The sequence below is a fragment of the Porphyrobacter sp. ULC335 genome (assembly GCF_025917005.1).
Classification (GTDB): domain Bacteria; phylum Pseudomonadota; class Alphaproteobacteria; order Sphingomonadales; family Sphingomonadaceae; genus Erythrobacter.
Genome location: NZ_CP078091.1, coordinates 2,281,691 through 2,304,826, shown reverse-complemented (window position 1 = coordinate 2,304,826; position 23,136 = coordinate 2,281,691). Strand labels below are relative to the sequence as shown.

At 66.2% G+C, this 23,136-nt stretch carries 24 protein-coding genes, 2 tRNA genes and 1 other RNA gene; 9 read left to right on the top strand and 18 right to left on the bottom strand.

The window, feature by feature from the left end; translation table 11 throughout:
• Positions 1 to 564 carry an elongation factor P gene (gene efp / locus KVF90_RS10950; protein WP_264391612.1) on the bottom strand — a complete coding sequence of 188 codons (564 nt, stop codon included), beginning with the start codon at positions 562 to 564 and terminating at the stop codon, positions 1 to 3.
• Between the two features lie 175 nt (positions 565 to 739).
• On the opposite strand from efp, the gene KVF90_RS10945 reads away from it, so the two are divergent.
• Positions 740 to 1,162 (top strand): elongation factor P, encoded by a 423-nt coding sequence (locus tag KVF90_RS10945; protein WP_264391611.1) that lies wholly within the window; start codon positions 740 to 742, stop codon positions 1,160 to 1,162.
• 26 nt (positions 1,163 to 1,188) lie between these two features.
• On the top strand, positions 1,189 to 1,926 hold the full coding sequence (locus KVF90_RS10940; protein ID WP_264391610.1) for a haloacid dehalogenase type II: 738 nt from the start codon (positions 1,189 to 1,191) through the stop codon (positions 1,924 to 1,926).
• Between the two features lie 7 nt (positions 1,927 to 1,933).
• Here KVF90_RS10940 and KVF90_RS10935 read toward each other — a convergent pair whose 3' ends face one another.
• Positions 1,934 to 2,392, bottom strand: coding sequence for a YdcF family protein (locus tag KVF90_RS10935; RefSeq protein WP_264391609.1), 459 nt, complete (start codon positions 2,390 to 2,392; stop codon positions 1,934 to 1,936).
• 113 nt (positions 2,393 to 2,505) lie between these two features.
• Entirely contained in the window at positions 2,506 to 3,135 is a 630-nt protein-coding gene (thiE, locus tag KVF90_RS10930) for a thiamine phosphate synthase (RefSeq protein ID WP_264391608.1), read from the bottom strand.
• A 78-nt stretch (positions 3,136 to 3,213) separates the two neighbouring features.
• On the opposite strand from thiE, the gene KVF90_RS10925 reads away from it, so the two are divergent.
• Positions 3,214 to 3,624 carry a hypothetical protein gene (locus tag KVF90_RS10925; protein ID WP_264391607.1) on the top strand — a complete coding sequence of 137 codons (411 nt, stop codon included), beginning with the start codon at positions 3,214 to 3,216 and terminating at the stop codon, positions 3,622 to 3,624.
• 4 nt (positions 3,625 to 3,628) lie between these two features.
• Here the strand turns inward: KVF90_RS10925 and KVF90_RS10920 are convergent, their stop codons facing one another.
• The 6 genes from KVF90_RS10920 to tkt all read right to left on the bottom strand — a co-directional run bounded on the left by KVF90_RS10920 (position 3,629) and on the right by tkt (position 9,863).
• Entirely contained in the window at positions 3,629 to 4,513 is an 885-nt protein-coding gene (locus KVF90_RS10920; protein WP_264391606.1) for a fructose bisphosphate aldolase, read from the bottom strand.
• 127 nt (positions 4,514 to 4,640) lie between these two features.
• Positions 4,641 to 5,093, bottom strand: a complete 453-nt coding sequence (locus KVF90_RS10915) for a PaaI family thioesterase (RefSeq protein WP_264391605.1) — start codon at positions 5,091 to 5,093, stop codon at positions 4,641 to 4,643.
• Between the two features lie 2 nt (positions 5,094 to 5,095).
• Positions 5,096 to 5,521 (bottom strand): nuclear transport factor 2 family protein, encoded by a 426-nt coding sequence (locus KVF90_RS10910; protein ID WP_264391604.1) that lies wholly within the window; start codon positions 5,519 to 5,521, stop codon positions 5,096 to 5,098.
• 2 nt (positions 5,522 to 5,523) lie between these two features.
• Entirely contained in the window at positions 5,524 to 6,729 is a 1,206-nt protein-coding gene (locus KVF90_RS10905) for a phosphoglycerate kinase (RefSeq protein WP_264391603.1), read from the bottom strand.
• A gap of 134 nt (positions 6,730 to 6,863) precedes the next feature.
• Complete coding sequence (gene gap, locus KVF90_RS10900; protein ID WP_264391602.1) at positions 6,864 to 7,871, bottom strand: type I glyceraldehyde-3-phosphate dehydrogenase; 1,008 nt, start codon at positions 7,869 to 7,871, stop codon at positions 6,864 to 6,866.
• Positions 7,872 to 7,886: 15 nt separating this feature from the next.
• Entirely contained in the window at positions 7,887 to 9,863 is a 1,977-nt protein-coding gene (gene tkt, locus KVF90_RS10895; protein ID WP_264394485.1) for a transketolase, read from the bottom strand.
• Between the two features lie 211 nt (positions 9,864 to 10,074).
• Here tkt and KVF90_RS10890 point away from each other — a divergent pair, with 211 nt between their 5' ends.
• The 5 genes from KVF90_RS10890 to KVF90_RS10870 all read left to right on the top strand — a co-directional run bounded on the left by KVF90_RS10890 (position 10,075) and on the right by KVF90_RS10870 (position 11,933).
• Complete coding sequence (locus tag KVF90_RS10890; protein WP_264391601.1) at positions 10,075 to 10,290, top strand: hypothetical protein; 216 nt, start codon at positions 10,075 to 10,077, stop codon at positions 10,288 to 10,290.
• A gap of 6 nt (positions 10,291 to 10,296) precedes the next feature.
• Entirely contained in the window at positions 10,297 to 10,773 is a 477-nt protein-coding gene (locus tag KVF90_RS10885) for a cell division protein ZapA (protein ID WP_264391600.1), read from the top strand.
• Positions 10,774 to 10,784: 11 nt separating this feature from the next.
• Positions 10,785 to 10,958: non-coding RNA, 6S RNA (ssrS, locus tag KVF90_RS10880), on the top strand.
• 142 nt (positions 10,959 to 11,100) lie between these two features.
• Complete coding sequence (locus KVF90_RS10875) at positions 11,101 to 11,679, top strand: 5-formyltetrahydrofolate cyclo-ligase (RefSeq protein WP_264391599.1); 579 nt, start codon at positions 11,101 to 11,103, stop codon at positions 11,677 to 11,679.
• The gene (locus KVF90_RS10870) at positions 11,679 to 11,933 is read left to right on the top strand and encodes a DUF2842 domain-containing protein (RefSeq protein WP_264391598.1); all 255 of its coding nucleotides are present in this window, start codon (positions 11,679 to 11,681) and stop codon (positions 11,931 to 11,933) included. Before KVF90_RS10875 ends, KVF90_RS10870 begins: the two co-directional genes overlap by 1 nt.
• 45 nt (positions 11,934 to 11,978) lie before the next feature.
• Here the strand turns inward: KVF90_RS10870 and KVF90_RS10865 are convergent.
• The 5 genes from KVF90_RS10865 to KVF90_RS10845 all read right to left on the bottom strand — a co-directional run bounded on the left by KVF90_RS10865 (position 11,979) and on the right by KVF90_RS10845 (position 16,933).
• A tRNA-Asp gene (locus tag KVF90_RS10865) sits at positions 11,979 to 12,055 on the bottom strand.
• A gap of 117 nt (positions 12,056 to 12,172) precedes the next feature.
• On the bottom strand, positions 12,173 to 13,474 hold the full coding sequence (locus tag KVF90_RS10860; RefSeq protein ID WP_264391597.1) for a dihydrolipoamide acetyltransferase family protein: 1,302 nt from the start codon (positions 13,472 to 13,474) through the stop codon (positions 12,173 to 12,175).
• Positions 13,475 to 13,479: 5 nt separating this feature from the next.
• On the bottom strand, positions 13,480 to 14,547 hold the full coding sequence (locus KVF90_RS10855; protein WP_264391596.1) for an alpha-ketoacid dehydrogenase subunit beta: 1,068 nt from the start codon (positions 14,545 to 14,547) through the stop codon (positions 13,480 to 13,482).
• Positions 14,544 to 15,839 carry a 3-methyl-2-oxobutanoate dehydrogenase (2-methylpropanoyl-transferring) subunit alpha gene (locus tag KVF90_RS10850; protein ID WP_264391595.1) on the bottom strand — a complete coding sequence of 432 codons (1,296 nt, stop codon included), beginning with the start codon at positions 15,837 to 15,839 and terminating at the stop codon, positions 14,544 to 14,546. Before KVF90_RS10850 ends, KVF90_RS10855 begins: the two co-directional genes overlap by 4 nt.
• A 125-nt stretch (positions 15,840 to 15,964) precedes the next feature.
• The gene (locus KVF90_RS10845; RefSeq protein ID WP_264391594.1) at positions 15,965 to 16,933 is read right to left on the bottom strand and encodes a thymidylate synthase; all 969 of its coding nucleotides are present in this window, start codon (positions 16,931 to 16,933) and stop codon (positions 15,965 to 15,967) included.
• Positions 16,934 to 17,044: 111 nt separating this feature from the next.
• Here KVF90_RS10845 and KVF90_RS10840 point away from each other — a divergent pair.
• Positions 17,045 to 17,121 (top strand) — tRNA-Pro (locus KVF90_RS10840).
• Between the two features lie 69 nt (positions 17,122 to 17,190).
• Here KVF90_RS10840 and KVF90_RS10835 read toward each other — a convergent pair.
• The 4 genes from KVF90_RS10835 to KVF90_RS10820 are packed head-to-tail and all read right to left on the bottom strand — an operon-like array spanning position 17,191 to position 23,049.
• Positions 17,191 to 18,999 (bottom strand): carboxypeptidase regulatory-like domain-containing protein, encoded by a 1,809-nt coding sequence (locus tag KVF90_RS10835; protein WP_264391593.1) that lies wholly within the window; start codon positions 18,997 to 18,999, stop codon positions 17,191 to 17,193.
• Positions 18,999 to 21,116 (bottom strand): DUF4175 domain-containing protein, encoded by a 2,118-nt coding sequence (locus tag KVF90_RS10830; protein ID WP_264391592.1) that lies wholly within the window; start codon positions 21,114 to 21,116, stop codon positions 18,999 to 19,001. The genes KVF90_RS10835 and KVF90_RS10830 overlap by 1 nt, the downstream gene beginning before the upstream one ends.
• Positions 21,113 to 22,255 (bottom strand): BatA domain-containing protein, encoded by a 1,143-nt coding sequence (locus KVF90_RS10825; protein WP_264391591.1) that lies wholly within the window; start codon positions 22,253 to 22,255, stop codon positions 21,113 to 21,115. The genes KVF90_RS10830 and KVF90_RS10825 overlap by 4 nt, the downstream gene beginning before the upstream one ends.
• On the bottom strand, positions 22,252 to 23,049 hold the full coding sequence (locus KVF90_RS10820) for a DUF58 domain-containing protein (protein WP_264391590.1): 798 nt from the start codon (positions 23,047 to 23,049) through the stop codon (positions 22,252 to 22,254). The genes KVF90_RS10825 and KVF90_RS10820 overlap by 4 nt, the downstream gene beginning before the upstream one ends.
• Positions 23,050 to 23,136: the final 87 nt, after the last annotated feature.

Here is a 23,136-nt window from a genome sequence, read left to right as displayed (position 1 = left end):
TCAGCCCGCCTTGCCGACGTATGCTTGCTCGTAAACGTCGACGATGATGCGCGTGCCGCTGCCGATGTGCGGCGGGACCATGATGCGCACGCCATTGTCGAGGATTGCGGGCTTGTAGCTGGAAGAAGCGGTCTGCCCCTTCACCACGGCGTCAGCCTCGACGATCATGGCTTCGATCTGCGAGGGCAGTTCAACCGAGATCGGCTTTTCGTCCCACAGCTCAAGGTTCACCTGCATCCCGTCCTGCAGGAACGGGCGCGCATCGCCGAGCAGGTCGCCGGGCAGCGTAATCTGTTCGTAGGTGTCGTTGTCCATGAAGACGAGGTCTTCGCCCTCGGCATAGAGGAACTGGAAGGGCTTGGTGTCGAGGCGCACGCGCTCGATCGTGTCGGCGCTGCGGAATCGCACGTTGGTCTTGCGGCCATCCTGCAGGTTCTTCATTTCGACCTGCATATAGGCCCCGCCCTTGCCCGGCTGGGTGTGCTGGATCTTGGCGACTTTCCAGATGCCTTTTTCATATTCCAGAATGTTGCCGGGGCGAATGTCGACGCCGCTGATCTTCATGGGGCTTTGGGCCTTTTTACGTGGTGGAAAGAGCGAAAGGGCACACCGCCGCAAAGGCGCACGCCCCGAAATGATGCGCGCCCATAGCCGAGGCGGGCTGTCCGGGCAAGCGCGGGCAAAACCTCGCGCAAAACCCTTGGCCACGGCGGGCGCAGGCTGATAGAGCGGCGGCGTTATGAAGACCCGTTACGTTTTCCTCTTGCTGATCGGCGCCGCGGCGGCCGCAGCCTTCCTGCCCGGCGATGCGCGCGGGCAGGATCGCGATGCTTCCCGCCCGCAAGCCAGCGCGCCTGCGCCCAGCGGCGGGCTGCTCGGCATTCTCCAGCATGGCAACTGGCAATGCGCCCTGCCCGGCGACGCAGGGGGCGAAGCCTTCATCGAAGTCCCCGCAGAAGCATTCCGCATCGGTACCGCCTCCAGCTACGAAAGCCCCCAAGGCAGCGGCATCTACCTGCTGCGCGGCACCGAAGTGGTGTTCACCCGCGGCCCCAAGAAGGACCAGCGTTTCAAGGTGCTGGGCGCTAACACCTTGCAGAAACTGAACCCGGACGGGAGCTTGAGCAGGCTGATCTGCACGCGGGTGGGCAGCGGGAACTGAGCGGCCGGGAAGGCAGCGCGCAGATAATGGCGACAAGCGAACCACACCAGGCCCTGCCCAAAGCACTCGCCTTCGATGTGTTCGGCACGGTCGTCGATTGGCGCACCAGTGTGGCGCGGGAATCCGCCGCTTTTCTGGCGATGATCGGGCAGGATGCCAGCGAGGCTGAGGCTTTTGCCGACGCATGGCGCGGGCAGTATATCGCGGCGATGATCGGCATGCGGAAATCGGGCCGCGCCTTCGTCCCGCTCGATGTGCTCCACCGCGAAATGCTCGAGGCGGCCTTGCGCGAACGCGGCGTCGATCCGGCGCGCCTTGATGACGATCTATTGGCCGACTGGAACCGCGCCTGGCACCGGCTGGACCCTTGGCCCGACGCGGTCGAAGGGCTGATACGACTCAAGGCGCGTTTTCCGATCGTCACGTGCTCGAACGGCAATATCGCCCTGCTGCTGGCGATGGCGCGCCGAGGCGGCCTGCCGTGGGATGCGATCCTCGGGGCGGAAGTGAGCGGCGCCTACAAGCCGGACCCGAAGGCCTATCTGCACACCGCCGAAGTGTTGGACATTGCACCGCACGAACTGTGCCTCGTCGCGGCGCACCACGGCGATCTGGCGGGCGCGCGGGCTTGCGGATTGCTGACGGCCTATGTCGACCGCCCCGAAGAATACGGCGGCGCACCTGCGCCCGATGCGCATTACGAACAGGTGTGGGAATGGTCGGCGACCAGCTTCACCGATCTGGCCGATCAACTGGGCTGTTGAGGTCGGCCTAAATCGCGGCCAGCCAGTGAACATGCATGAACCACACCTCGCGCGCTAGGAAGGGAGCTTGCGTCGCAAGGCTGCGATAGCGTGTGGTGGGCGTGGGCGAGGCTTGCGCATCGAAATCTTCGCTGGCCGCCATCGCCATGGCGCGGCGCATATGGAGCGGGTCAGAAACGATCAGCACCGGCTGCAAGCGGGCCTGCCCCAGCACCTCACGGGCATTCGCGAGGTTTTCACGGGTCGTGCGCGAGCGGTCTTCCTGCAGGATTGCGGTCTCCGGAACGCCCTTTGCCATGGCGTAGGCCGCGCCGCTCGCCGCTTCGGTTAGCGTGTCTTCGGGTGAGCGTCCCCCGGTCAGCAGGATATTCTGCACCCGCCCCTGACGATAGAGATCAACGGCGTGGTCGATCCGCGCGGCATACACGGGAGAAGGCTTTGTGCCGATCACAGCAGCGCCAAGCACGATGGCGGTCGCACTCCGATCTGTCCTGCTAACGGCCGGCCCAACGGCAATCCAGCAAGCGACTGCCACAAGCCAAGCGGCAATCGCGCCAGCCAGCAAGGCCAGCTTGCGCTTCACCCCCGCATGACCTTGGCGAAGGCTTCGATCGCCGCAACCTCGTCCCCGTTCCACACCGCGCCTGACACCGCGAGGAAATCCGCGCCTGCTTCGATCAGCGGCTTGCAATTGTCCGGCGTGATCCCGCCGATGGCGACGCAGGGGATTTCGAAGATGGTGGTCCACCATTGAAGCAGCTCAAGATCGGGCACCTCGGCGTCCGGCCCCTTATCCTTGGTGGTCGAGGGGTAGAACGCCCCGAAGGCGACATAGTCCGCACCCGCCTCGCCCGCTTCCATCGCCTGGTGGCGGCTGGCGTGGCAGGTCACGCCGATCTGTGCCTCGCGCCCCAATTCCTCGCGGGCTTCGCGCGGTGCGCCGTCGTCTTGCCCCAGATGCACACCGTCCGCCTTCAACCGCTTGGCGAGCGCCACCGAATCGTTGACGATAAAGGCCACGTCATGCGCGGCGCAGATCGCCTGCAGCGGCTCTGCCAACGCGGCAGCCTCGTGGCTGTCGACACCCTTCACGCGGAACTGGAAGGCGGTAACAAGACCCTTCCCCGCCACAAGCGCCCGTTCGAGCCGGGCTGGGAAGTCACCGCCGACATCAAGCGGGGAGATGAGATAAAGCTGGGTTTCGGTCATGGCGCTCCCGCTAAAGCCTTGCGGGCCGCCTGTCACCTGTTCAGCCGCCACTCAGGCGCGGGCGGGCCTAAGCGGGGCATGATAAAGCTGTTGCGCACCCTCGCCCCCTTCGCCCTCACCGCCACCGCCGTCGCGGGCTGCGCGGTGATCCCCGATGCGCCCAATTCGGCCAGCGCCCCCGTTCCGCAGGGCAGCGCGGTCGCAATCGGCCAGGCGGTGCAGGTCGGCGCGGTTGTCGTGACTCCGCAGGAGGTGGTCGAGGACAGCCGCTGCCCGATGAACGCGCGCTGCGTATGGGCCGGGCGGCTGGTGGTGCGCACCCGCATCGACGGCGCAGGCTGGCGCGAGACCGCAGACCTCACGCTGGGCGAGGACTTTGGAACGCACGGCATTGTCATCGCGCTGACCTCCGGCAATCCCTCTCCGATGGCCGGAGCCGGGAACGAGACCGCCAAGGAGGATTACCGCTTCACCTACGAGGCGCACTGAGGCCTTAAACGCTGGCGCTGGCGATCTGGTCGATCGCCTTGCCGAGCACGGTGTTGAACTCCGCGTCGGACTGACCCTTGCGCAGGTCTTGCAGCAGGCCGCGGCTGAAGCTCGCGATCATGCCGGGATTGTGCGAGAGGCGCGAACAGGCGTCGTCGGTCGAGAACCCACCCGACAGCGCGACCACGCGCAGCACCTTGGGGTGGTTTACCAGCGGGGTATAAAGCCCGGCGGTGGCGGGGATCGACAGCTTGAGCATCACCTGCTGACCCTCGGGCAGCGCGTCCAGATGCTTGAGGATTTCCGCAAGCAGCATCGCCTCACCTTCGACGCGGTCCGCGGCGGTGATGTCGTACTCAGGTTCGATGATCGGCATCAGGCCGGCGGCGATGATCTGCTGTCCCACTTCGAACTGCTGCGCGACAACGGCGGCGATCCCGGCGGGGTTTGCAGCCTTGACGACAGAGCGCATCTTGGTGCCGAACATGCCGCTCGCGACCGACTTTTCGAGCAGCGCAGGCAGCTTGCCCATCGGCTTCATCAGCTGCACGCCGTCCGCTTCATCGGCCAGGCCCTCGTCGACCTTGATGAAGGGGACAATGCCGCGGTCCTTCAGCGCGTCGGCCGTCGGCTTGCCATCGACCATGCCGTCCATCGTCCGCTCGAACAGGATCGCCCCGATCACCTTCCCGCTGCCGAAGCAGGGCGAGGTGATAACGCGGGCGCGCATCGCGTGGATCTGGGCGAACATCGCCTCGTCACCCGACCACTCGCTGTCCTCCACCCCGTAACCGCGCAGTGCCTTGGGCGTCGAGCCGCCCGACTGATCGAGTGCGGCAATGAAACCCTGTCCGGTGGCGATGCGGTCGGTCATTTCGCGGGTGTTCATTGCGGCGTTCTCCAATGGCGCTGACGCGGTGTGTGATGCGGCCCCTGCGGTTTGTGCATACCTATGCAGAGCCTTAGCCCGCGCCCTTAGCCAGTCGCTGCGAATGCTGCAACCGCGAAGCCGCGGATCAACGCCGCGACAGGCGGCGGATGATGCCGGTGAAGCTCAAAGCGGGTTTGCCATCGCCGGTCACAAGGCCGCGCACGAAGATGGTCTTGCCGCCGCCGCGCGTAATCTCGCCGCGCGCCTCGACCAGAGCGCCGACCTGCACTGCGCCGAGGAAATCGCCCGCAAGGTTGAGCGTCACCGCGTGGTCGCCGTTCAATTCGTCGGTGGCGATCGCGAACAGGGCGAAATCGGCGAAGGTCAGCAGGCAGCCGCCATGCATGAAGCCGCCGCCGTTCATGTGGCGCGCTTCGGCGCGGAAAGCGCTGACGTAGGAGCCATCGTCTTCGCGGCGGTGATAGAACGGGCCCGAGCGGGTCTCGTAGGGATCGCCCTGCCAATACTGCCAACCGGCAAACTCGCCGCTGTCCATCGTCGAAAGCGTGCCGAAACTGGCTTCGTTCGCGTCGCTCATCTCTAGGTCCACAATTGCAGGGCGCGGATGGAATCGGCGTAGCGTTCGCCTTCGTCGAGCCGCGCGAGGCTCAGGTCGGCGAGCTTCCACCCGCCGATAGTGCCGCAGCGCCACAGCTGCGTGACGAGGAAGCGGCCAGACCACACCTTGGCGCCCAGCTGGAATTCAAGTTCCGCACCCGCCACGAACCACGCGGCCTTGCCATGCTTGTGGACAAAGACTTCGCGGAATGCAAAGCGGGTGCAAGTGAACCCACGCTCGATGGCGACAAGAAAACTCGGTCTATCAAGCAATTGTGGCGGTAAGGTGCCAATCATTATCATCATATCGCGCGCCGTGACCTTCTTCATGGCCTTGGCATCGCCCGCCAGCCATGCGCGCATCACGGTCAGCGCCAGCGCCTCGATTTCGGCATCGGTGGTCGCCATGGTCAGCCTTCGAGCGCGGCGACGCCGGGCAGGACGCGACCTTCCATCCATTCAAGGAAAGCGCCGCCAGCAGTTGAAATATAGGTGAAATCCTCGGAAACGCCCGCCCGAGCCAGCGCCGCAACTGTGTCTCCGCCGCCCGCTACGCTGATGAGCGAGCCCTCCAGCGTCAATGCCGCAGCCGTGCGCGCCAGCGCAACAGTGGCCGCATCGAAAGGCTCGGTCTCGAAAGCGCCGAGCGGTCCGTTCCACACCAGCGTGCGGCAGGTCTTGAGCACATCGGCCAACGCCTCGACTGCCTGCGGGCCAAGGTCGAGGATCATCTCGTCCGCCGCGACCTCGTGGACGTTGCAGGTGCGCAGGCTCGCCGGGTTTTCGGCAAATTCCTTCGCGACCACAACGTCATAAGGCAGGTGGACGGTGCAGCCAGCGCGGTCGGCCTCGTCCATGATGCGTGTCACGGTCGGCGCAAGATCATGCTCGCACAGGCTCTTGCCGACATTCACGCCGCGCGCGGCGAGGAAGGTGTTGGCCATGCCACCGCCGATGATCAGGTGCTGCACCTTGCCCACCAGATGTTCGAGCACGGCAAGCTTGGTCGAAACCTTGGCCCCGCCCACGACTGCCGCGACCGGCTGTTCGGGCGTCCCCAAGGCTGCGTCCAATGCCTTGAGCTCCGCCTCCATCGATCGGCCCGCATAGGCCGGAAGGAAATGCGCAAGCCCTTCGGTGGTCGCATGGGCGCGGTGCGCGGCGCTGAAGGCGTCGTTGACGTAGAGCGTACCATGCGCGGCGATGGCCTGCGCAAGGTTCGGATCATTCGCTTCCTCGCCTGGCCAGAAGCGGGTGTTGTCGAGCAGACCGATATCGCCAGCCCGCAGGATGGTGCCGACCGACTGCGACACTACCGGACCGGTGATTTCGGGGATGAACATCACTTCCTTGCCCAGCACCCGCTCGACATCGCCGATCACCATGCTGGTCGACAGCGTCGAGGAACGCTGCCCGCCCGGCCGCCCGAAATGCGCCAGCAGCAGCACCTTCGCGCCGCGGCCCGCGAGTTCGAGGATGGTGGGCTTCACCGCCTCGACCCGCGTCACATCCGTCGCCGAGCCGTCCTTCATGGGAAGGTTCAGGTCGACGCGCACCAACGCGACTTCGCCGGTCAAGTCGGCGGGCAGATCATCGAGGGTCTTGAACTTGGGCATTGGTGGCTCCTTCTCCCCTCCCGCCTGCGGGAGGGGCCGGGGGTGGGCACGGCAGCGGCAGGCCCACCCCGCTGCGGCTAGGCAGCAAGCTGCCAAGCCTCGCTCCCCTCCCGCGAGCGGGAGGGGTCAATATCTTACAAGAACTTCGCCACAACCCCTGCCGTGTCGATCATGCGGTTGGAGAAGCCCCACTCGTTGTCGTACCAGCTGACCACGCGGGCGAGCTTGCCTTCCATGACGCTGGTCTCCAGCGAATCGACGGTAGAAGACGCCGGGTAGTGGTTGAAATCGCTCGAAACCAACGGCTGATCGGTGTAGTCCAGCACGCCCTTCATCGGGCCTTCGGCAGCAGCCTTGAGAGCAGCGTTGATCTCTTCAGCAGTGGTTTCGCGGCTCGGCACGAAGACGAGGTCAACCATCGACACGTTGGGTGTCGGCACACGCACCGACGAACCGTCGAGCTTGCCCTTCAGTTCCGGCAGCACCAGGCCCACGGCGCGCGCGGCACCGGTGGTGGTGGGGATCATGTTGACCGCACCGGCGCGCGCGCGGCGCAGATCGGAGTGGATCTGGTCGAGCATGCGCTGGTCGTTGGTGTAGGAGTGGATCGTGGTCATGAAACCACGCTCGATCCCGATCACGTCGTTCAGTACCTTGGCGACCGGCGCGAGGCAGTTGGTAGTGCAGCTCGCATTGGAGATGATCACGTCATCAGCGGTCAGCGTTTCGTGGTTCACGCCGTAAACGATGGTCTTGCTGACGCCGGTCGCGGGCGCAGAGATGACCACACGCTTGGCCCCAGCGGCAAGATGCGGACGGCTGGCTTCGTCCGACTGGAAGAAGCCGGTGCATTCCAGCACGATATCGATGCCCATTTCGCCGTGCGGCAGATTGGCGGGATCGCGCTCCTTGGTCACTGCGATGCGCTTGCCGTTGACGATGATTGCATCGCCGTCGGCGGTCACTTCACCGCCGAAACGGCCGTGCACGCTGTCATAGGCAAACAGCAGCGCGTTGGACTTGGCATCCGCCAGATCGTTGATCGCGACGAGATCGAGATCGTGATCGGTGCGCTCGAGAATCGCGCGGGCGACGAGACGGCCAATGCGGCCGAAGCCGTTGATGGCGACCTTGGTGGCCATGAGAAATACTCCTGCTTAAGCGTTCAGTTTGTTCAGGATTTGCGGGACTATTGCCTCCGCGGTGAAGCCGAAATGGGCGAACAGATCGCCCGCCGGTGCCGAAGCGCCGAAAGTGTCGAGCCCGATGTTGAGGCCATGCGTGCCAGTGTAGCGCTGCCACCCGAAGGTGCTCGCCGCCTCGACCGAGACGATCAGCGCGTCGGCGGGCAGGAGGTCGGCGCGGTAGGCGGCATCCTGTTCGTCGAACAGTTCGGTGCAGACCATCGAGACAACATCCGACCCAACGCCCTGCGCTTCCAGCGCATCGGCACAGGCGACCGCGAGTTCGACTTCCGAACCGGTGGCAAGGAACACGACCTTGCGCGCCGCGCCTGCTGCCTTGATCCGGTAGCCACCCTTGGCCGAAAGATTCTCCCCCGCCTCAAGCCGCAGCTGGGGCAGGTTCTGGCGGGTCAGCGCCAGCACGGTCGGGCGATCCTTCTGCGCCAGGGCAATGTCCCAGCACTCGGCGGTTTCCACCGCGTCGGCGGGGCGCATCACCAGAAGGTTCGGCATCGCCCGCAGCGAAGCGAGGTGCTCGACCGGCTGGTGGGTCGGCCCGTCCTCGCCCAGTCCGATGGAGTCATGCGTCATCACATAGATCACGCGGCAATGCTGGAGCGCGGACAGACGGATCGCGCCGCGCGCATAGTCGGTGAAGACGAGGAAGGTCCCGCCATAGGGGATCACGCCGCCGTGCAGCGCCATCCCGTTCATCGCGGCGGCCATGCCGAATTCGCGGATGCCGTAATAGACGTAGCGGCCCGCGTAATTATCGCGGTTGAAGGTGCCGATCCCGCCCGCGAGCGTGTTGTTTGATCCGGTCAGGTCGGCGCTGCCGCCGATGGTGTCGGGCAGCATCGGGTTGATTGCCCCGAGAGCGATTTCCGAGGCCTTGCGGGTGGCGATTTTCTGCGGGGCGGCAATCAGCCCGGCGATATGCGCGTCAAGGCTGAAGCCTTCCGGCAGGTCGCCCGTCATGCGGCGCTCGAATTCACCCTTGTGTGCCGAGCCTTCGAGACGGCCCGCCCACGCGCCGTGCGCCGCGCGGCCCGGCTCGCCCGCGCTGCGCCAGTCAGCGAGGATTTCGGACGGCACCACGAAGGGCTCGGAAGTCCAGCCCAGCGTATCGCGCGCTGCGGCCACTTCCGCCGCGCCCAGCGCCGCGCCGTGGGTGGCGCTGGTGCCCTGCTTGTTCGGCGCGCCCTTGCCGATGATCGTGCGGCAGGCGACCAGCGACGGCCGCGGGTCAGCCTTGGCCTCTTGCAAGGCGCGCTCGATATCGGCGAAGTCGTGGCCGTCACATTCGGTCACATGCCATCCGGTCGCGGCATAGCGCGCCTTAATGTCCTCGGACGTCGACAGATCGGTCGCCCCGTCGATGGTGATGCGGTTGTCATCCCACAGCACGTTGAGGCGGCCCAGACCGAGGTGGCCCGCCAGACCGATCGCCTCGTGGTTGATGCCTTCCATCAGGCACCCGTCGCCCGCGATCACCCAGGTGCGGTGATCGACCAGATCGTCGCCATAGACGGCATTCAGATGCCGCTCGGCCATCGCCATGCCGACTGCCATCGCCAGACCCTGCCCCAGCGGGCCGGTGGTGCACTCGACCCCGTCGAGCATGAAGTTTTCCGGGTGACCGGCGCAGGGGCTGCCCAGCTTCCGGAAATTACGGATGTCGTCGATCGTCGGCGCGGCATAGCCGGAGAGGTACAACAGGCTGTAGATCAGCATCGATCCGTGACCCGCGCTGAGCACGAAGCGGTCGCGGTCGGCCCAATGCGGGGCGGTCGGATCGAACTTGAGGTGGCCGGTGAACAGCACGGTCGCCACATCGGCCATGCCCATCGGCATCCCGGGGTGGCCCGAATTGGCCGCTTCGACCGCATCCATCGAAAGGGCGCGGATGGCGTTTGCCATGGGCTGAAGGCGGGCGGGCTCGAGGCTCATCGGCACGAAATTCTCCTGCGGGAGTCGCCGTGCTTGCGCGCGCGATTCGACCCCGGTTGCGGTGCGCTGTGCCATTGCCGAGGCCAAAGGGGAGGTCAACCTTGCGCTGCGCCCGCGTCACCCGATCCGCGCGCCGCAAGCATAGCGCACTTATCAACAGCCCCGCCCAAGCCTTTGCGCCCCATGCATTCTGTTGGTATCGGTAGCACCCATGACTGCTGACCGTATCGCAACCGCGCTTGCCCGCATCGAGGCCGCGATGACGCGCATCGACGCGGCGCGCGAAGTCGTGGCGGGCGCAGAGGCCAAAGCAGGCGGCGGTTCCGCGCGCGTGGTCGAACTGGTCAATGTGCACGAGAGGTTGCGCGAGCAAGTCGCGGAAAGTCTTCGAGAACTTGACGATCTGCTGGCCCAGCTGGAGGATTGACGCACCATGAGCACCGTCACGCTCAGCATCGGCCCCAAGACCTACACCATCGCCTGTGCCGACGGGCAGGAAGCCCATATCCGCGCACTGGGCGCGATGATCGCGGAGAAATACGCCCAACTCGGCAGCGCCCGTGCGCCGCTTGAGGCGCAGAATCTGCTGTTTGCAGGACTGTTCCTCGCCGATGAACTCGCCGAAGCGAGAAAGCGTGCCGCCCCTGCGGCAGAATCAGCGGCAGAGCCTGATACGTCTGAGTTGGATGCTCTGCGCGAAACTGTCACCCGGCTCGAAGCCGAGCTGGAAGCATCGCGCGCCGCCGCAGCCAGCGAGCCACCGCCAGCGCCGAAGCCGCAATTCGACCTGTTCGGCGGCCCGCCCGCTGACTCTGGCGCGGCCGAAGACCTCGCCGAAAAGCTCGAAGCACTGGCCGCCCGCGCCGAAGCGAGCGCCGCCGCGCTTGAAGCCTTGGGCGCAAGCGCCTAGATACTATCTTGGCGGGACTGCCCGGCACGAGCCGATTGAACATCCCTGAGGCTATAAGTAATCCAAATGGGAGCTGTCCCTGCCCTTGTTTGCCGGTTCGTCCGGAAGACTCGGGCATACGGCGCCCACCTGACGTACCACGCGTCAGAGGATTTCTAGCGCAAACGACCCATGGTGGTTCCGTCACTCCTTTTTTCCGGCCTCAAGCGCCGGCGCGCGCATCCGCGCGCTTGGCTTTCCTCCGGGGGCCCGGCCCTTGCAGGGCCACCCCTGCGGGCGGGCGGTCGCCCTTGCGGCCCTTTGGGCCGGGGGCTACCGCAGGCTGAGATGACTGATCTTCATAAAGACAAGCTCCGCCGCACCCTGCGCGCCGCGCGCAAGGCGCATGTCGAGTCTTTGCCGGACTCGATCCGCGGGCTGCTGTTTCATCGCCCGCCTGCGCCGGTGCTCGCGCGGATCGGAGATGAAGCGGTGATCGGGGTTTACCACGCAGGGCCCTACGAGGCGCCCGCAGGCGGCTATGCCCGCTTCTTCCACGAAGCAGGGCACACCCTCGCCCTGCCCCGCTTTGACAGTCGCACCGCACCCATGGCCTTCGCCCGCCACGCCGATCCCTATGGTGAGGACAACCTCGAACCCGGCCCCTTCGGCATGATGCAGCCCGGGGCTGACGCCGAAGCGCTGCTGCCCGATTTCCTGTTCGTCCCACTGGTCGGCTTCACCGCCGATGGCGACCGATTGGGGCAAGGTGGCGGGCATTATGACCGCTGGCTGGCGGAACATCCCGGCGTTCCGGCGATTGGGTTAGCATGGGATGCGCAACTCTGCGAATCCCTTCCCACCGAGCCGCACGACCGGCGGCTCGATGCGGTCATCACCCCCACCCGGATCTATGGACTGACCTGATGCGTGAAACTCCGACCTGGCGAATTCCCTTTGGCATCGTCAGCCTGTTCATTCTGCTGATGGTCTACGGCGTGGTCATCGCGCGCTATGCGCCCGACATCATCGGCCGCTGGTCGGGCGGCGCGCAGACGGTCGTCTATCTCGTGCTGGGCCTCATCTGGCTGCTGCCGCTGAAGCGTTTCCTGATCTGGATGGAGACCGGCCGCTGGAGCGCGCCCGAGGTGATCGCGGAGCAAAAAGAAAAGGCGGACTGACGCCCGCCTTGTTCAATGCCCTTGAAGGCGATCCTGAAGAACAAGTGGCGCGAGTGACGGGGCTCGAACCCGCGACCTCCGGCGTGACAGGCCGGCGCTCTAACCAACTGAGCTACACCCGCGCATCTTGTCCTTTCGAGCGTTCCGGCGATGCCGTCCCGCTCGTGGAGCAGCGCCATTAGGGCCGACGCTTCGGGCTGTCAACGCCCTCGGCACCGCCCCTGGCGCAATATTTTCGCCTAATCCACCAGCAACAGTGCGGGTGTTTCGATCAGGCGCTTCATCCCCTGCACGAAGCTCGCCGCGTCATGGCCGTCGACGACGCGGTGATCGCAGGAAATCGAGATATTCATCAGCTTGCGCTTGGCGATGCGTTCGCCGCCCATGCCGTCGCTGACGAACATCGGGCGTTCGACGATGCGGTTGGGGCCGATGATCGCCACTTCCGGGCGGTTGATGACGGGCGTGGTCGCAACCCCGCCGAGCGGGCCGAGCGAGGTGATCGTCAGGGTCGATCCCGAAAGCTCCTCCGAGGTCGCCTTGCCCGTGCGCGCAGCTTCGGCGAGCCGTCCGATCTCGCGGGCGAGCTGCCACAGGTTGCGGCTCTGCGCGTCGCGAATCACGGGGACCATCAACCCGTTGTCGGTCTGCGCCGCCATGCCGAGGTGCACCGCGCCGTAACGGGTGACCACATTGGCCTCGTCATCATAGCGCGCGTTGATCATCGGGAAGGCCGGGATCGTCTTGCAGATCGCAGTGATCAGCAGTGGCAGCAGGGTGAGCTTCGGCCGGTCACCGCGCGCGGCGTTCAATTGCGTGCGCAGGGTTTCCAGATCGGTAACGTCGCATTCTTCGACATAGGTGAAGTGCGGGATGTGGCGCTTGGCCGCAGCCATGTTCTGGGCGATGCGTTTGCGCAGGCCGATGACCTTGATCGTCTCGTCGCTGCGCGCCTTGCCCGCCGCTCCGAAACCGCTGCCGGCGTTGTAGGCGAGAAATGCGTCGAGATCGCCGTGGCGCACGCGGCCATCTTCGGCGGGTTTCAACTGGGCCAGATCGACCCCGAGTTCGCGCGCGCGCTGGCGCACGGCGGGGGTAGCGAGGACCTTGGCCCCGGCCTTGTGTTCGGGTGCGGGCGCCGGAGCGGGCGCTGGCGCGGCGGCAATTGCATCATCCGCGTCGCCCGCGTCGGGGTTCTCGACCTCGATCCGCTCAGCCACCTCCTCCGAGGTCGGGGCATCGAACATTTCGTCTTCGATCTGCTCGGCGGCGGCCTCGGCTTCCTCCTCGGACGCTTCGCCTTCAACGTCGATCACCAGCAGCATCGCGCCGATGGCGATCACATCGCCAACCTCGCCCGCAACCGCAGTGACAACACCGGCGACCGGGCTTTCGATATCGATGGTCGCCTTGTCGGTCATCACGTCGACGAGGTGCTGGTCCTCCTCGACCCGGTCACCGACCTTGACGTGCCATTCGACGACTTCCGCCTCGGCCACGCCTTCGCCCACATCGGGCATCTTGAAGATGAATTTCGCCATTGCGGTCAGTCCTTGAGGAGCTTGTCGATTGCCTCGCCGATGCGGACGGGGCCGGGGAAATAGGCCCATTCGAGGCTGTGGGGATAGGGTGTGTCGAAACCGGTCACCCGTTCGACCGGGGCTTCGAGATGATAGAAACAGCGTTCGGTAACGAGCGCCGAAAGTTCCGCGCCGAAGCCGCTCGTCCGCGTGGCTTCATGCACGATCATGCAGCGCCCGGTCTTTTCGACCGAGGCTTCAATCGCCTTGATATCGAGCGGCACCAGCGTGCGCAGATCGAGAATGTCGGCATCCACGCCCTTGGCCTCGCACACGGCCTGCGCGACGTGCACCATGGTGCCATAGGCGAGCACGGTCAGCTGCTCGCCCTCGCGCACGGTCCGCGCCTTGCCGAACGGGATCTTGTAGTAGCCTTCGGGCACGACGGAATCGGGGTGCTTCTTCCACGGTTCGACCGGCTTGTCGTAGAAACCGGTGAACGGGCCGTTGTAGATGCGCTTGGGCTCGAAGAAGATCACCGGATCATTGTCTTCGATGGCCGCAATCAGCAGGCCCTTGGCATCGTGCGGGGTGGCCGGGATCACGGTCTTGAGGCCCGCCACGTGGGTGAACAGCGCCTCCGGGCTCTGGCTGTGGGTCTGCCCGCCGAAGATGCCCCCGCCGAAGGGCGAGCGCACCGTCAGCGGCGCGATGTAATCCCCCGCCGAGCGGTAGCGCAGTCTCGCCGCCTCGCTGATAAGCTGGTCGAGGCCCGGGTAGATGTAATCGGCAAACTGGATTTCGGGCACCGGGCGCAGGCCGTAAGCCCCCATCCCTACCGCCGCGCCGATGATCCCGCATTCGCTGATCGGGGTATCGAACACGCGGTTCTTGCCGTGCTTGGCCTGAAGGCCCGCCGTGGCGCGGAACACGCCGCCGAAATAGCCCACATCCTCGCCCATGATGATCACATCGGGATCGCGGGTGAGCATGATGTCGAGCGCTTCGTTGATCGCCTCGATCATGTTGAGGCGGCGTTCTGCGATCACGTTGTCGCCCAAGGTGCCCGGTTCGTTTGACAATTCCTCACTCATCCGAAGGGCCTTTCGGTGCCGAACTTGGTGATGCGTTCGCGGATCGCCTGTTCGGCCTGTTCCTCAAGGTGCCAGGGCAACTCCTCGTAAACATCCTCGAACATGGTGTGGAACGGGTGGTGGAGGCCGTGGCCGAGGATGCCGTTCTTCTCAGCCTCCTTGGTGGTCGCCTTGACCAGCTCGGCACATTCAAGGTCCATCGCCGCATGGCGTTCCTCGTCCCATTCGCCGATGGCAATGAGGTGCTTCTTCAGGCGGTTTACCGGATCGCCGAGCGGCCATTCCTCGCGTTCCTGCGCGGAACGATAGCCGGAAGGGTCGTCGGAGGTGGAATGGCCTTCCGCACGGTAGGTGAAGTATTCGATCATCGTCGGCCCGTGATTGCCGCGCGCGCGGTTGGCGGCCCATTCGGCGGCCGCATAGCAGGCAAGCGCATCGTTCCCGTCGACCCGTAGCGCGGCGATGCCATAACCCAGCCCGCGCGCGGCAAAGGTGGTGCGTTCGGCCCCGGCGAAACCGCTGAAGCTGGAAATCGCCCACTGGTTGTTGACCACGTTGAGGATCACTGGCGCGTTATAGACGGCGGCGAAAGTGCAGGCGGCGTGGAAATCGCCCTCGGCCGTGCTGCCCTCGCCCACCCAGGTTGCGGCGATCCGGCTGTCACCCTTGGCCGCGCTCGCCATCGCCCAGCCCACGGCTTGCGGGCATTGCGTGGCGAGGTTGCCGGAGATGCTGAAGAAGCTGTGCTCGCGGCTCGAATACATGATCGGCAGCTGGCGGCCCTTCAGCTTGTCGGCCTTGTTCGAGTAGATCTGGTTGATCATGTCGATCAGCGGGTATCCGCGCGCGATCAGGATGCCCTGCTGGCGGTACGACGGGAACACCATGTCGTCACTGGCGAGCGCCATGGCGGGGGCAATCGAGGTAGCCTCCTCGCCGGTGCACTTCATGTAAAAGCTGGTCTTGCCCTGCCGCTGTCCGCGGAACATGCGTTCATCGAAGGCGCGTACCAGCGCCATGTGGCCGAGCATCGCGCGCAGGGTGTCAGGGCTGAGGCGCGGGTTCCACGGCCCGTGCGCCTGATTGTCGTCACCCAGCACCCGCACCAGACCATAGGCCAACGCCCCCATCTGCGAAGGATGTGCGCTCTCATCAGGACGCGGCTGATCGCCTGGGGTTCCGATGTCGATATGCGAGAAATCGGCAGTGTCGCCGGGCCGGTATTTCGGCTCAGGCACGTGCAGCGCGAGCGCCGGGCGGTTGGCCTCTGCCGGTTTCGCTGGATCGGCCATGCGCCTTGCTCTCCCCTCGACCATCACCCGCACCCCGGTGATCGGGAGGCGGGTGCAATCATTGCTTGCATACGTATTTTTATTTCAACGCAGAAGCGCGGTCAAGGCAGGCGCAACCCGCAGGGCTAAACCGCAACAGGTGCGCTGATCGGGGGCATCGGCGCGTAATCATGCACTACGAAATCGTCGATTGCGTAGTCGAAAATTGTTTGGGGACGACGCGCAATCTCGAGCGTCGGACGCCCTTGTGGTTGCCGCGAAAGCTGTTCCTCGATCAGATGCGCGTGGTTGAGATAGAGGTGCACATCGCCGCCCATCCACACCAGCTCGCCCGGCTCCATCCCCACCTGCTGCGCGATCATGCGGGTGAGCAGCGCGGCCGACCACAGGTTGAACGGCAGGCCCAGCGCCACATCGCAGCTGCGCTGGTACAGCAGGCAGTTCAACCGCGCGCTCTCGCCCTCCCCTGCGACATGGAACTGGTAGGTCTTGTGGCAGGGGGGCAGCGCCATGCGGTCAAGCTCGGCGACGTTCCAGCCTTCGATGATGTGGCGACGGCTGCCCGGGCTGGTGCGCAGGCTCTCGATCACCTGCGCGACCTGATTGATGCCCTCGCCCTTCTCGTAGAGCCCGTCGGGGCGGTAGCGGTAGGTCGGCCAGTCGACCCACTGCTTGCCATAAACCGGCCCCAGATCGCCCCAGCGCGCGGCGAAGGCTTCATCCTCGGCAATGCGCCCGACGAAATCATCGAGGCTGAGCTGGTCACCCGTCTCGCGCACGTATTTCGCGTGGGGCCATTCGTTCCAGATCTTCACCCCTTGCAGCACCAGCGGACGAATATTGGTCTCACCCGTCAGGAACCACAGCAGTTCGCGCGTGGCAGTTTTCCAATAGACCCGCTTGGTGGTGAGCAGCGGCATGGCCCCGCCCGCCAGATCGAATCGCAGCATGCTGCCGCACACGGATCGCGTGCCCACGCCGGTGCGATCCACCCGCTCGCTCCCCGTCTCCCAGATCTGGCGCATCAGATCGAGATACTGCTGTTCGGGGTGGTGTTCCGCGGACGGGGATACGGGAATCGCTGCACTGGCCATGGCGGCGACTATAGACCGCATTTGCCCGCTTGCCACTCTGCTCATCCCCACCTATAGGGCGCGCCTTGCCTCGGCCCGCACAGGCTTTTGCCACCGCGGGCACGACACGGTCGGGGAGTAGCTCAGCCTGGTAGAGCACTGTCTTCGGGAGGCAGGGGCCGGAGGTTCGAATCCTCTCTCCCCGACCAATTTCGCCACTTAGTGGCGCTGCGCAGGCGGCAAGCGTTTCATTGAATTCGCGATGTTATCGCGTCCAATCATCCCGGCTGATCGGAGACTGTGCGCCAGCGCCGTTCCGCAAACCACAGCGCGCCGCTCAGCAATAGCCACGCAAGGAAATAGGGCCATGCCGGGCCGCGCCGTTCGGGCACGCCGCGCATGTTGGGCGCATTCTGTTCTGCCGCCCAGCGAGCCGTCGCCTCGCCGGTCTCCCTTGCCGTGATCGCCTTCAGCGCACCACGCGGCAGGACGAGGAAATCATAGGTCTGCTTGCCGCCGCGCCCGGACTGCTCGATCGTGTGAGAGCCCTCGGCCGACGGCCAATATGCCGCGCAACCCTTCGCCCCTGCCGCAGGATCGATCACCAAGGTGTTCGCCGTCCCATCAGCACCCAACACCTGCGCCGCTCCTGTCAGCCCGCAGATCGCCATGCGCTCGCCAGCGAGAGGCAGCGGCGGCACCTCGGGGCGGAACAGTCCGCCGGGCCGCGCCACGGCGCTGATCGCTTCGCTCCACCATTGCTGGTAGCGATCATCCTGCCCGTTGAGGATCAGTGCGAAGCTGTTGGCGACGGTCCAAAGGGCGGTGCGCCCTTGGCCGCGCTGCTGCCAGCCTGCGAGCACCGCGCCATCGGCGTCGGTGACGGCAGTCACGAAATCCGCACCCGTTCGCACCATCCAATGCCCCAGATCGGGGGCAGGATCGTCAAAGGCGTTGACGCCCTCCGGAACATCATCGGAGCCCGGACCGCGCTGAAAGGCGAGCGCCTCGGCATCGGGGGCGAGCGGGGGGAGCACCACCGGCGCGATGTCGCTGCCGGCCTCGACCGAAAGGCCGAGCGCGCGCCAGCTTTCGCGGGTGGCGGCAGTGGCCGGGCCTGTCATCCGCACCACCACGCCCAGCCCGCCTGCCACGGCCTGCGCCAGTGTGGAGCGCCCGCCACTCCCCATCGCCAACAGCGCCTGATCGTCGATGATCACCGCATCGACGTCCCGCAAATTTGCCGCGTTCAGCCTGGCGCGATCACCCGCCAGATCGACTCCGCCACCCGCATCCAAGCGGCTTTGCAGATCAATCCCCGAATCCTCGGCCCAACGGCGCAAATACTTTGCCTCCGGAGACGGCGCGCCGATCAACAGCACTCGGAAAGGCTGTTCGGCCAGCGTGCGCAGCGGGACCGGGGTGTCCGAGACGATTGCCCTGTCACGCCCGCGCAGGCGCAAGGTAAACCGGGCAAGACCCGCAGCGCGTGCAGTACCGCCCAAGGTGAAACTGCCGTCCGCGCCGATGGTCCGGCCGTCCACCCGGCGCCCGGCAGGATCGAGTAACTCGGCCGCCCCGCCCTCCAGACCCGAAGCTTGGCCCGCCAGCGCGAAGACGGCGCCAGCGGGCGTATCGGCAGGCGGTTCAAGCCGGACAAGACCACGCGGCACCGGCATGGGCGCGAATTCAACCGGAAGACCTGCATCTGCGTCACGGTCGCGCGGGGGGAGGCCGCGTCCGAGGATGCGGATACGCTGAATCTGCCCGTGACGGCGCAGCGCAGTGGCAAGATCGGGCACGCGCTCGGCCCCGGCGATGGTGGGCGCTTCTGGAAGGGCGACCAATCGCTCACCGGGCTCTGCGCGGACCCCTGCCGGAGTCTCGGCGGTCGCCACCAGCAGCGTCTCCCCGCCAATCGGCAGGCGCGGCGGAAAGAGGGTCAGATAGAGCAGCAGCCCGCTCGCGAGCGAGAGCGCTGCCAGCAGCCACGCCTGCCAGCCTTGCCGCCGTATCAGCAGCAGGACCGCCGCCACCAGCGCGCCCGCTGCGATCAGCACCGCAGCGATGGTTTCAGGCGCGATCATCAGCGCAGCCCCTGAATGTAGCGGCGGCCCAGCGTGCCGCCATCATCGCGGCGGCGAACCTGTGCGGGCGGACGGGCCAGCACTGTCCACAACTGGCCGCGCAAGGCCTCGCGCCTGGCCCGCGATCCCGGCGCATTGCGCAAGCCATCAATGGCCGCCAGCACAGCCAGCGGATCGCGGATGCGGGCGCTGTTGGCGCGGACCCATTGGTCCAGACCCGCCAGATCGATCGCACCGGGGGCCGCCAGCGCCCGCCATGCTGTCGCCGGAACCGCATCCTCGATGGCAAAGGGCGCAAGCTGCGCGCCGCCACCCACGATCCCCTCGCGCTTGCCGGTCAGGCGCCGCGCCATGTCGATCGGTGGCTGGGTAGAGCCGATACGCGGCAGGTAGATGCGGGTCGCCTGCTGGATTTTCTTGATGTAATCGAGCGCCTTGCTCTCGAACGGCAGCGCCGCTTCCGGTTTGCCCGTCCGCAGATTGACCTCTGCCTCCCACATCGCATCGAGCGCGGCTTTCAGCAGCGCGCGCGTGTCCGGATCGAGCAAGGTCGCCGCCTCGCTCTCGTCGTGGACATGGCCATATTCGGCGGTGATGTTGCCGAGATCGCCGAACACCGGGCTTTCGGGCGCGCTTCCGTGATCGTGCCCGTCACCGTCGTAATGCTCGGGCTCTTCCTCCTCACCGGGCGAATCCTTGTCGGACGTGGGCATTGGCGGCCGGGGTGTTTCCTCGGCCTCCATCCCAACGAACTGCCCATACCTCAGACGCAGCAGGCGCTGATCAACCCCGATCGTGTCGGAGCGCAACATGAACTCGTCGGCGCTGAGGTTGCGGCGCTGCTTGATCAGCGCCTCGGTATCGATGATGACCTGCCGCTGACTGCGGAAATAGGCGGGCATCTGCTGCTTGGCCATCAGGTCGAGCCCCTCGGCCTGCGGTGGCTGGGGCGCGGGAAAGCGCAGGATCACCCCCGGGCCGCGCACCATCTGCGGACCCGGCATGCGAGTGTCGGCTACGGTAATCTGCGCCACAAGGTCGCTACCGGGGCTCAGGCCATAAGACGCCAAGGGCAGATCGATGACAAAGCGTCTGCGCCGGGGATCGCCGGTGCCGGTGACGGTCTGGCTACGCTCGCTGAAGCTGACATTCTCGCCCTCGCCGATCGCGGTGGTGATTGTCAGGCGGGCGAGCTGGTCGACCGCGTAATCGTCGCTCGCTTCGAACACCACGCGCCAGCTGCGCTGTCCGGGGCGCATGGTGACGAGACCGGAGGCGGGCTCGACCACCCGCACCTGCGGCGGTTCGTCAGCAATCGGTTCAAGCCGGTGCGAAGGCTGCGCGCCGCGCGTCCCTGCTGCTGTGACACGGTAGAGCGACGGCACATCGAGTCGCAGCGCCCCCGCCCAGCCTTCCGCACTGCGTTTCAGTAGCAGGCTCTGCCCGCCCACCAGCTGCAATGCGGCAGAGGCAGGCTGTGGTTCGAATGCCAGCATCCATTCGATCCGCGATCCCATCGGCGCGCGGATATCGAGACTGTCGGCATAGCGGGGGGCAAGCCCGGTATAGGCGGGCGGCACGATCCGCACGCGCTGGCCGGTGAGGCGCGGCTCACCCGGTGCGGCGCTGGCATTGCCCGAAACCGGGGCGAGCGGCGGCGGAGCGGCGGCCTGCGCCTGCCAGTAGAGGATTGCCGCCAGAGCCATCGCTCCCAGCGCCCACGCGGCGGCGATGCGTCTGCGCGACCAGCCATCGGCGAGGCTGGCGGGGTCAATCGCCGCGATGCGTGTGGCGATCCGGTCGGCCTGCAAACGCTCGAGCGGGGCAAGGCCGGTGTTGGCGAACAGCAAACCGGCACTGTCCTCAAGCCGCGCCTCGCGGGCATTGAGCCGCCGCACCAGCCAGTCGCGGTCGAAGCGATGCGCAAACTGTCTGGCCGCCCAAGCTAGCGCGACGCTTCCTGCCACCACCACACCAAGCGCCAGCGCTACGCCGCCCCATGCCCAGCCCAGTGCGGCAAGCACCAGCACAAGCGGGCTCCACACCAGCACCACATCCGCCATCGCGCGCTGGCGAGCAGGCCGAAGCCAGTCGTGGAAGGGAAGCTCGCTGCTCACGCGGAAAACCTCCGCCGCCGGGTCGCGAGCAGACGCTCGGCCAGGAAGACCAGCGCGATCAGCACCACCAGCCACGCCGAAAGCTCGCGCGGCGGCAAGGCATAGGGCGCGGCGCCCGTGGTGGGCTTAAAGGCAGCGGCGTTCACGCGCGCGGGCGGCGGCGCGGGGGCGATGACGAGATCACGCAAACGGGCGGCGAAGTCAGGCGCGAGCAGATCGGGCATCGCCGATGGAACAAGCGGCTGCATGAAGCGCAGCAATCGCCCGGACCCGAGCGGCCCACCCTCAACCAGCGTGCGGCCCATCGTGTCGCGCCATAGCGCCTGGCTGGCGGCGGGCATTGCAACCTCGGCCTTGTCGGCGAGCAAGGCGGTGCCTCCCGCGTTCACCCAATCGGTGACCGACTGCGGCACGGGGCCGGGAACGAGCCAGACCAGCACATGATCACGCGGCGGTACATCGCTGCCAGTGGTCGCTTCAAAGCGAGGTGTGTCGCTCCACGCCTCGGCTGCCGCGCGCAGGTATCGCACCGGAGCGCCCTGCCCCTCGGCATAACGGACTGCGAGAATCGGACTTGGCACGGGGTCAGCGTCCTCCGCCCCGGCGGTGCCCTCCACGACGCGCCAGTCGACCTTGCGGGTGAGGCGCAGCGGCTCGGCATCGACGCCGCTGAGCACGGGCGGCACGAGGATCGTCAGCGCGGCATCCGGCGGCAGTTCAGCATCGAACTGGCGGATCAGGCTGGAGATCTGCGCAGGCGGTGCTGGCTTGCTTTCCCCCACCTCCGGAAAGCCCGGCGCGATCCAGCGGATCTCCGCATCCGGCCCGGCGAGTTTGCGCGCCGCGGCAGGATCAATCCCGGGGACGGCGATGAAGCGCGGGGCCTTGTCCTCCCAGCCCAGCACCGCCGGACGCGCCAGCAGCAGCGCCAGCAGCGCGACCAGCAGAAGCCGCAGCGCCAGCAGCAGCAGCTCGTCAAAGCGCAGCTTGCTGCGGGGTCGGGGCAACGGATCGAGCCAGCGCAAAGCGGCGAAATCGACCGGCATTTCCTCGGTACGGCGGCGCAGGTGGATCAGCAGCGGCACGATCACTGCGGCAAGCGCAGCCAGACCAAGCGGGAGCAGCAGCAGCGGTGTCACGTCAGCCCTGCCCCGCGACCGAAGAAGGCCTGCAAGGGCTGGTCTATCGCCTCGTCCAGCACATAGGCGGTATGGCGGATGCCCGCTGCATCGAGCCGATCTTCAAGCGCCGCCCGCGCTGCGGCGAAGCGGCTGAGGAATGTCTCGCGCAGGCTCTTGCCGTCCCCGATCAAAGCCTCGCCGCTTTCCTGATCGAGAAAGCGGTAGCCCCCATCGAACGGAAAATCGCGCTCCTCCACGGTCAGCATCTGCACCGCCAGCACCTCGCGTCCCGCCTTGGCAAGGCGCTCGATCAGGGCGATGCCGCCCTCGTCGAAGCAGTCGCTGAGGAAGATCACAAGGTCACGCGCGCCGACCCGCTCCCATAGCGGGGCGATGGTGATCGCATCGGGGAAAGTGCCCGCCGCCTGAAGCCGCGCGAAGTCGATCTGCAATCGGTCGATCTGTGCCCGCCCGCCGCCCGGTTCTGCCACGCCAAGCCCGCTGTCCTGCAAGGCCATCCACCCGAAACGGTCGCCTTGCATCAAGGCGAGTTCGGCGATGCATAAAGCCAGCAGCTTGGCCGCATCGAGCCGCGACCAATCGGGACGGGCGCGGTCTGCCTGCCCCATCGAGGCGCTGGCATCGAGCAGGATCCAGACCGAGACGGGGCTTTCCTGCTCCGCCTCGCGCACGAAGAACTTGTCGGAGCGGGCGAACAGCTTCCAGTCGATCCGGCGCGGCTCGTCGCCCGGTTCGTAGGCGCGGTATTGCGCGAATTCGAGGCCCGAGCCGCGGTTGCGACTGGGATGCATGCCAAAGCCCCGGTCACCCAAATCACGCCGGGTGCGCAGGCTCAGCCGCCTCAAACGGCTGCGGATTTCGGGCGGTATGGTGAGCGG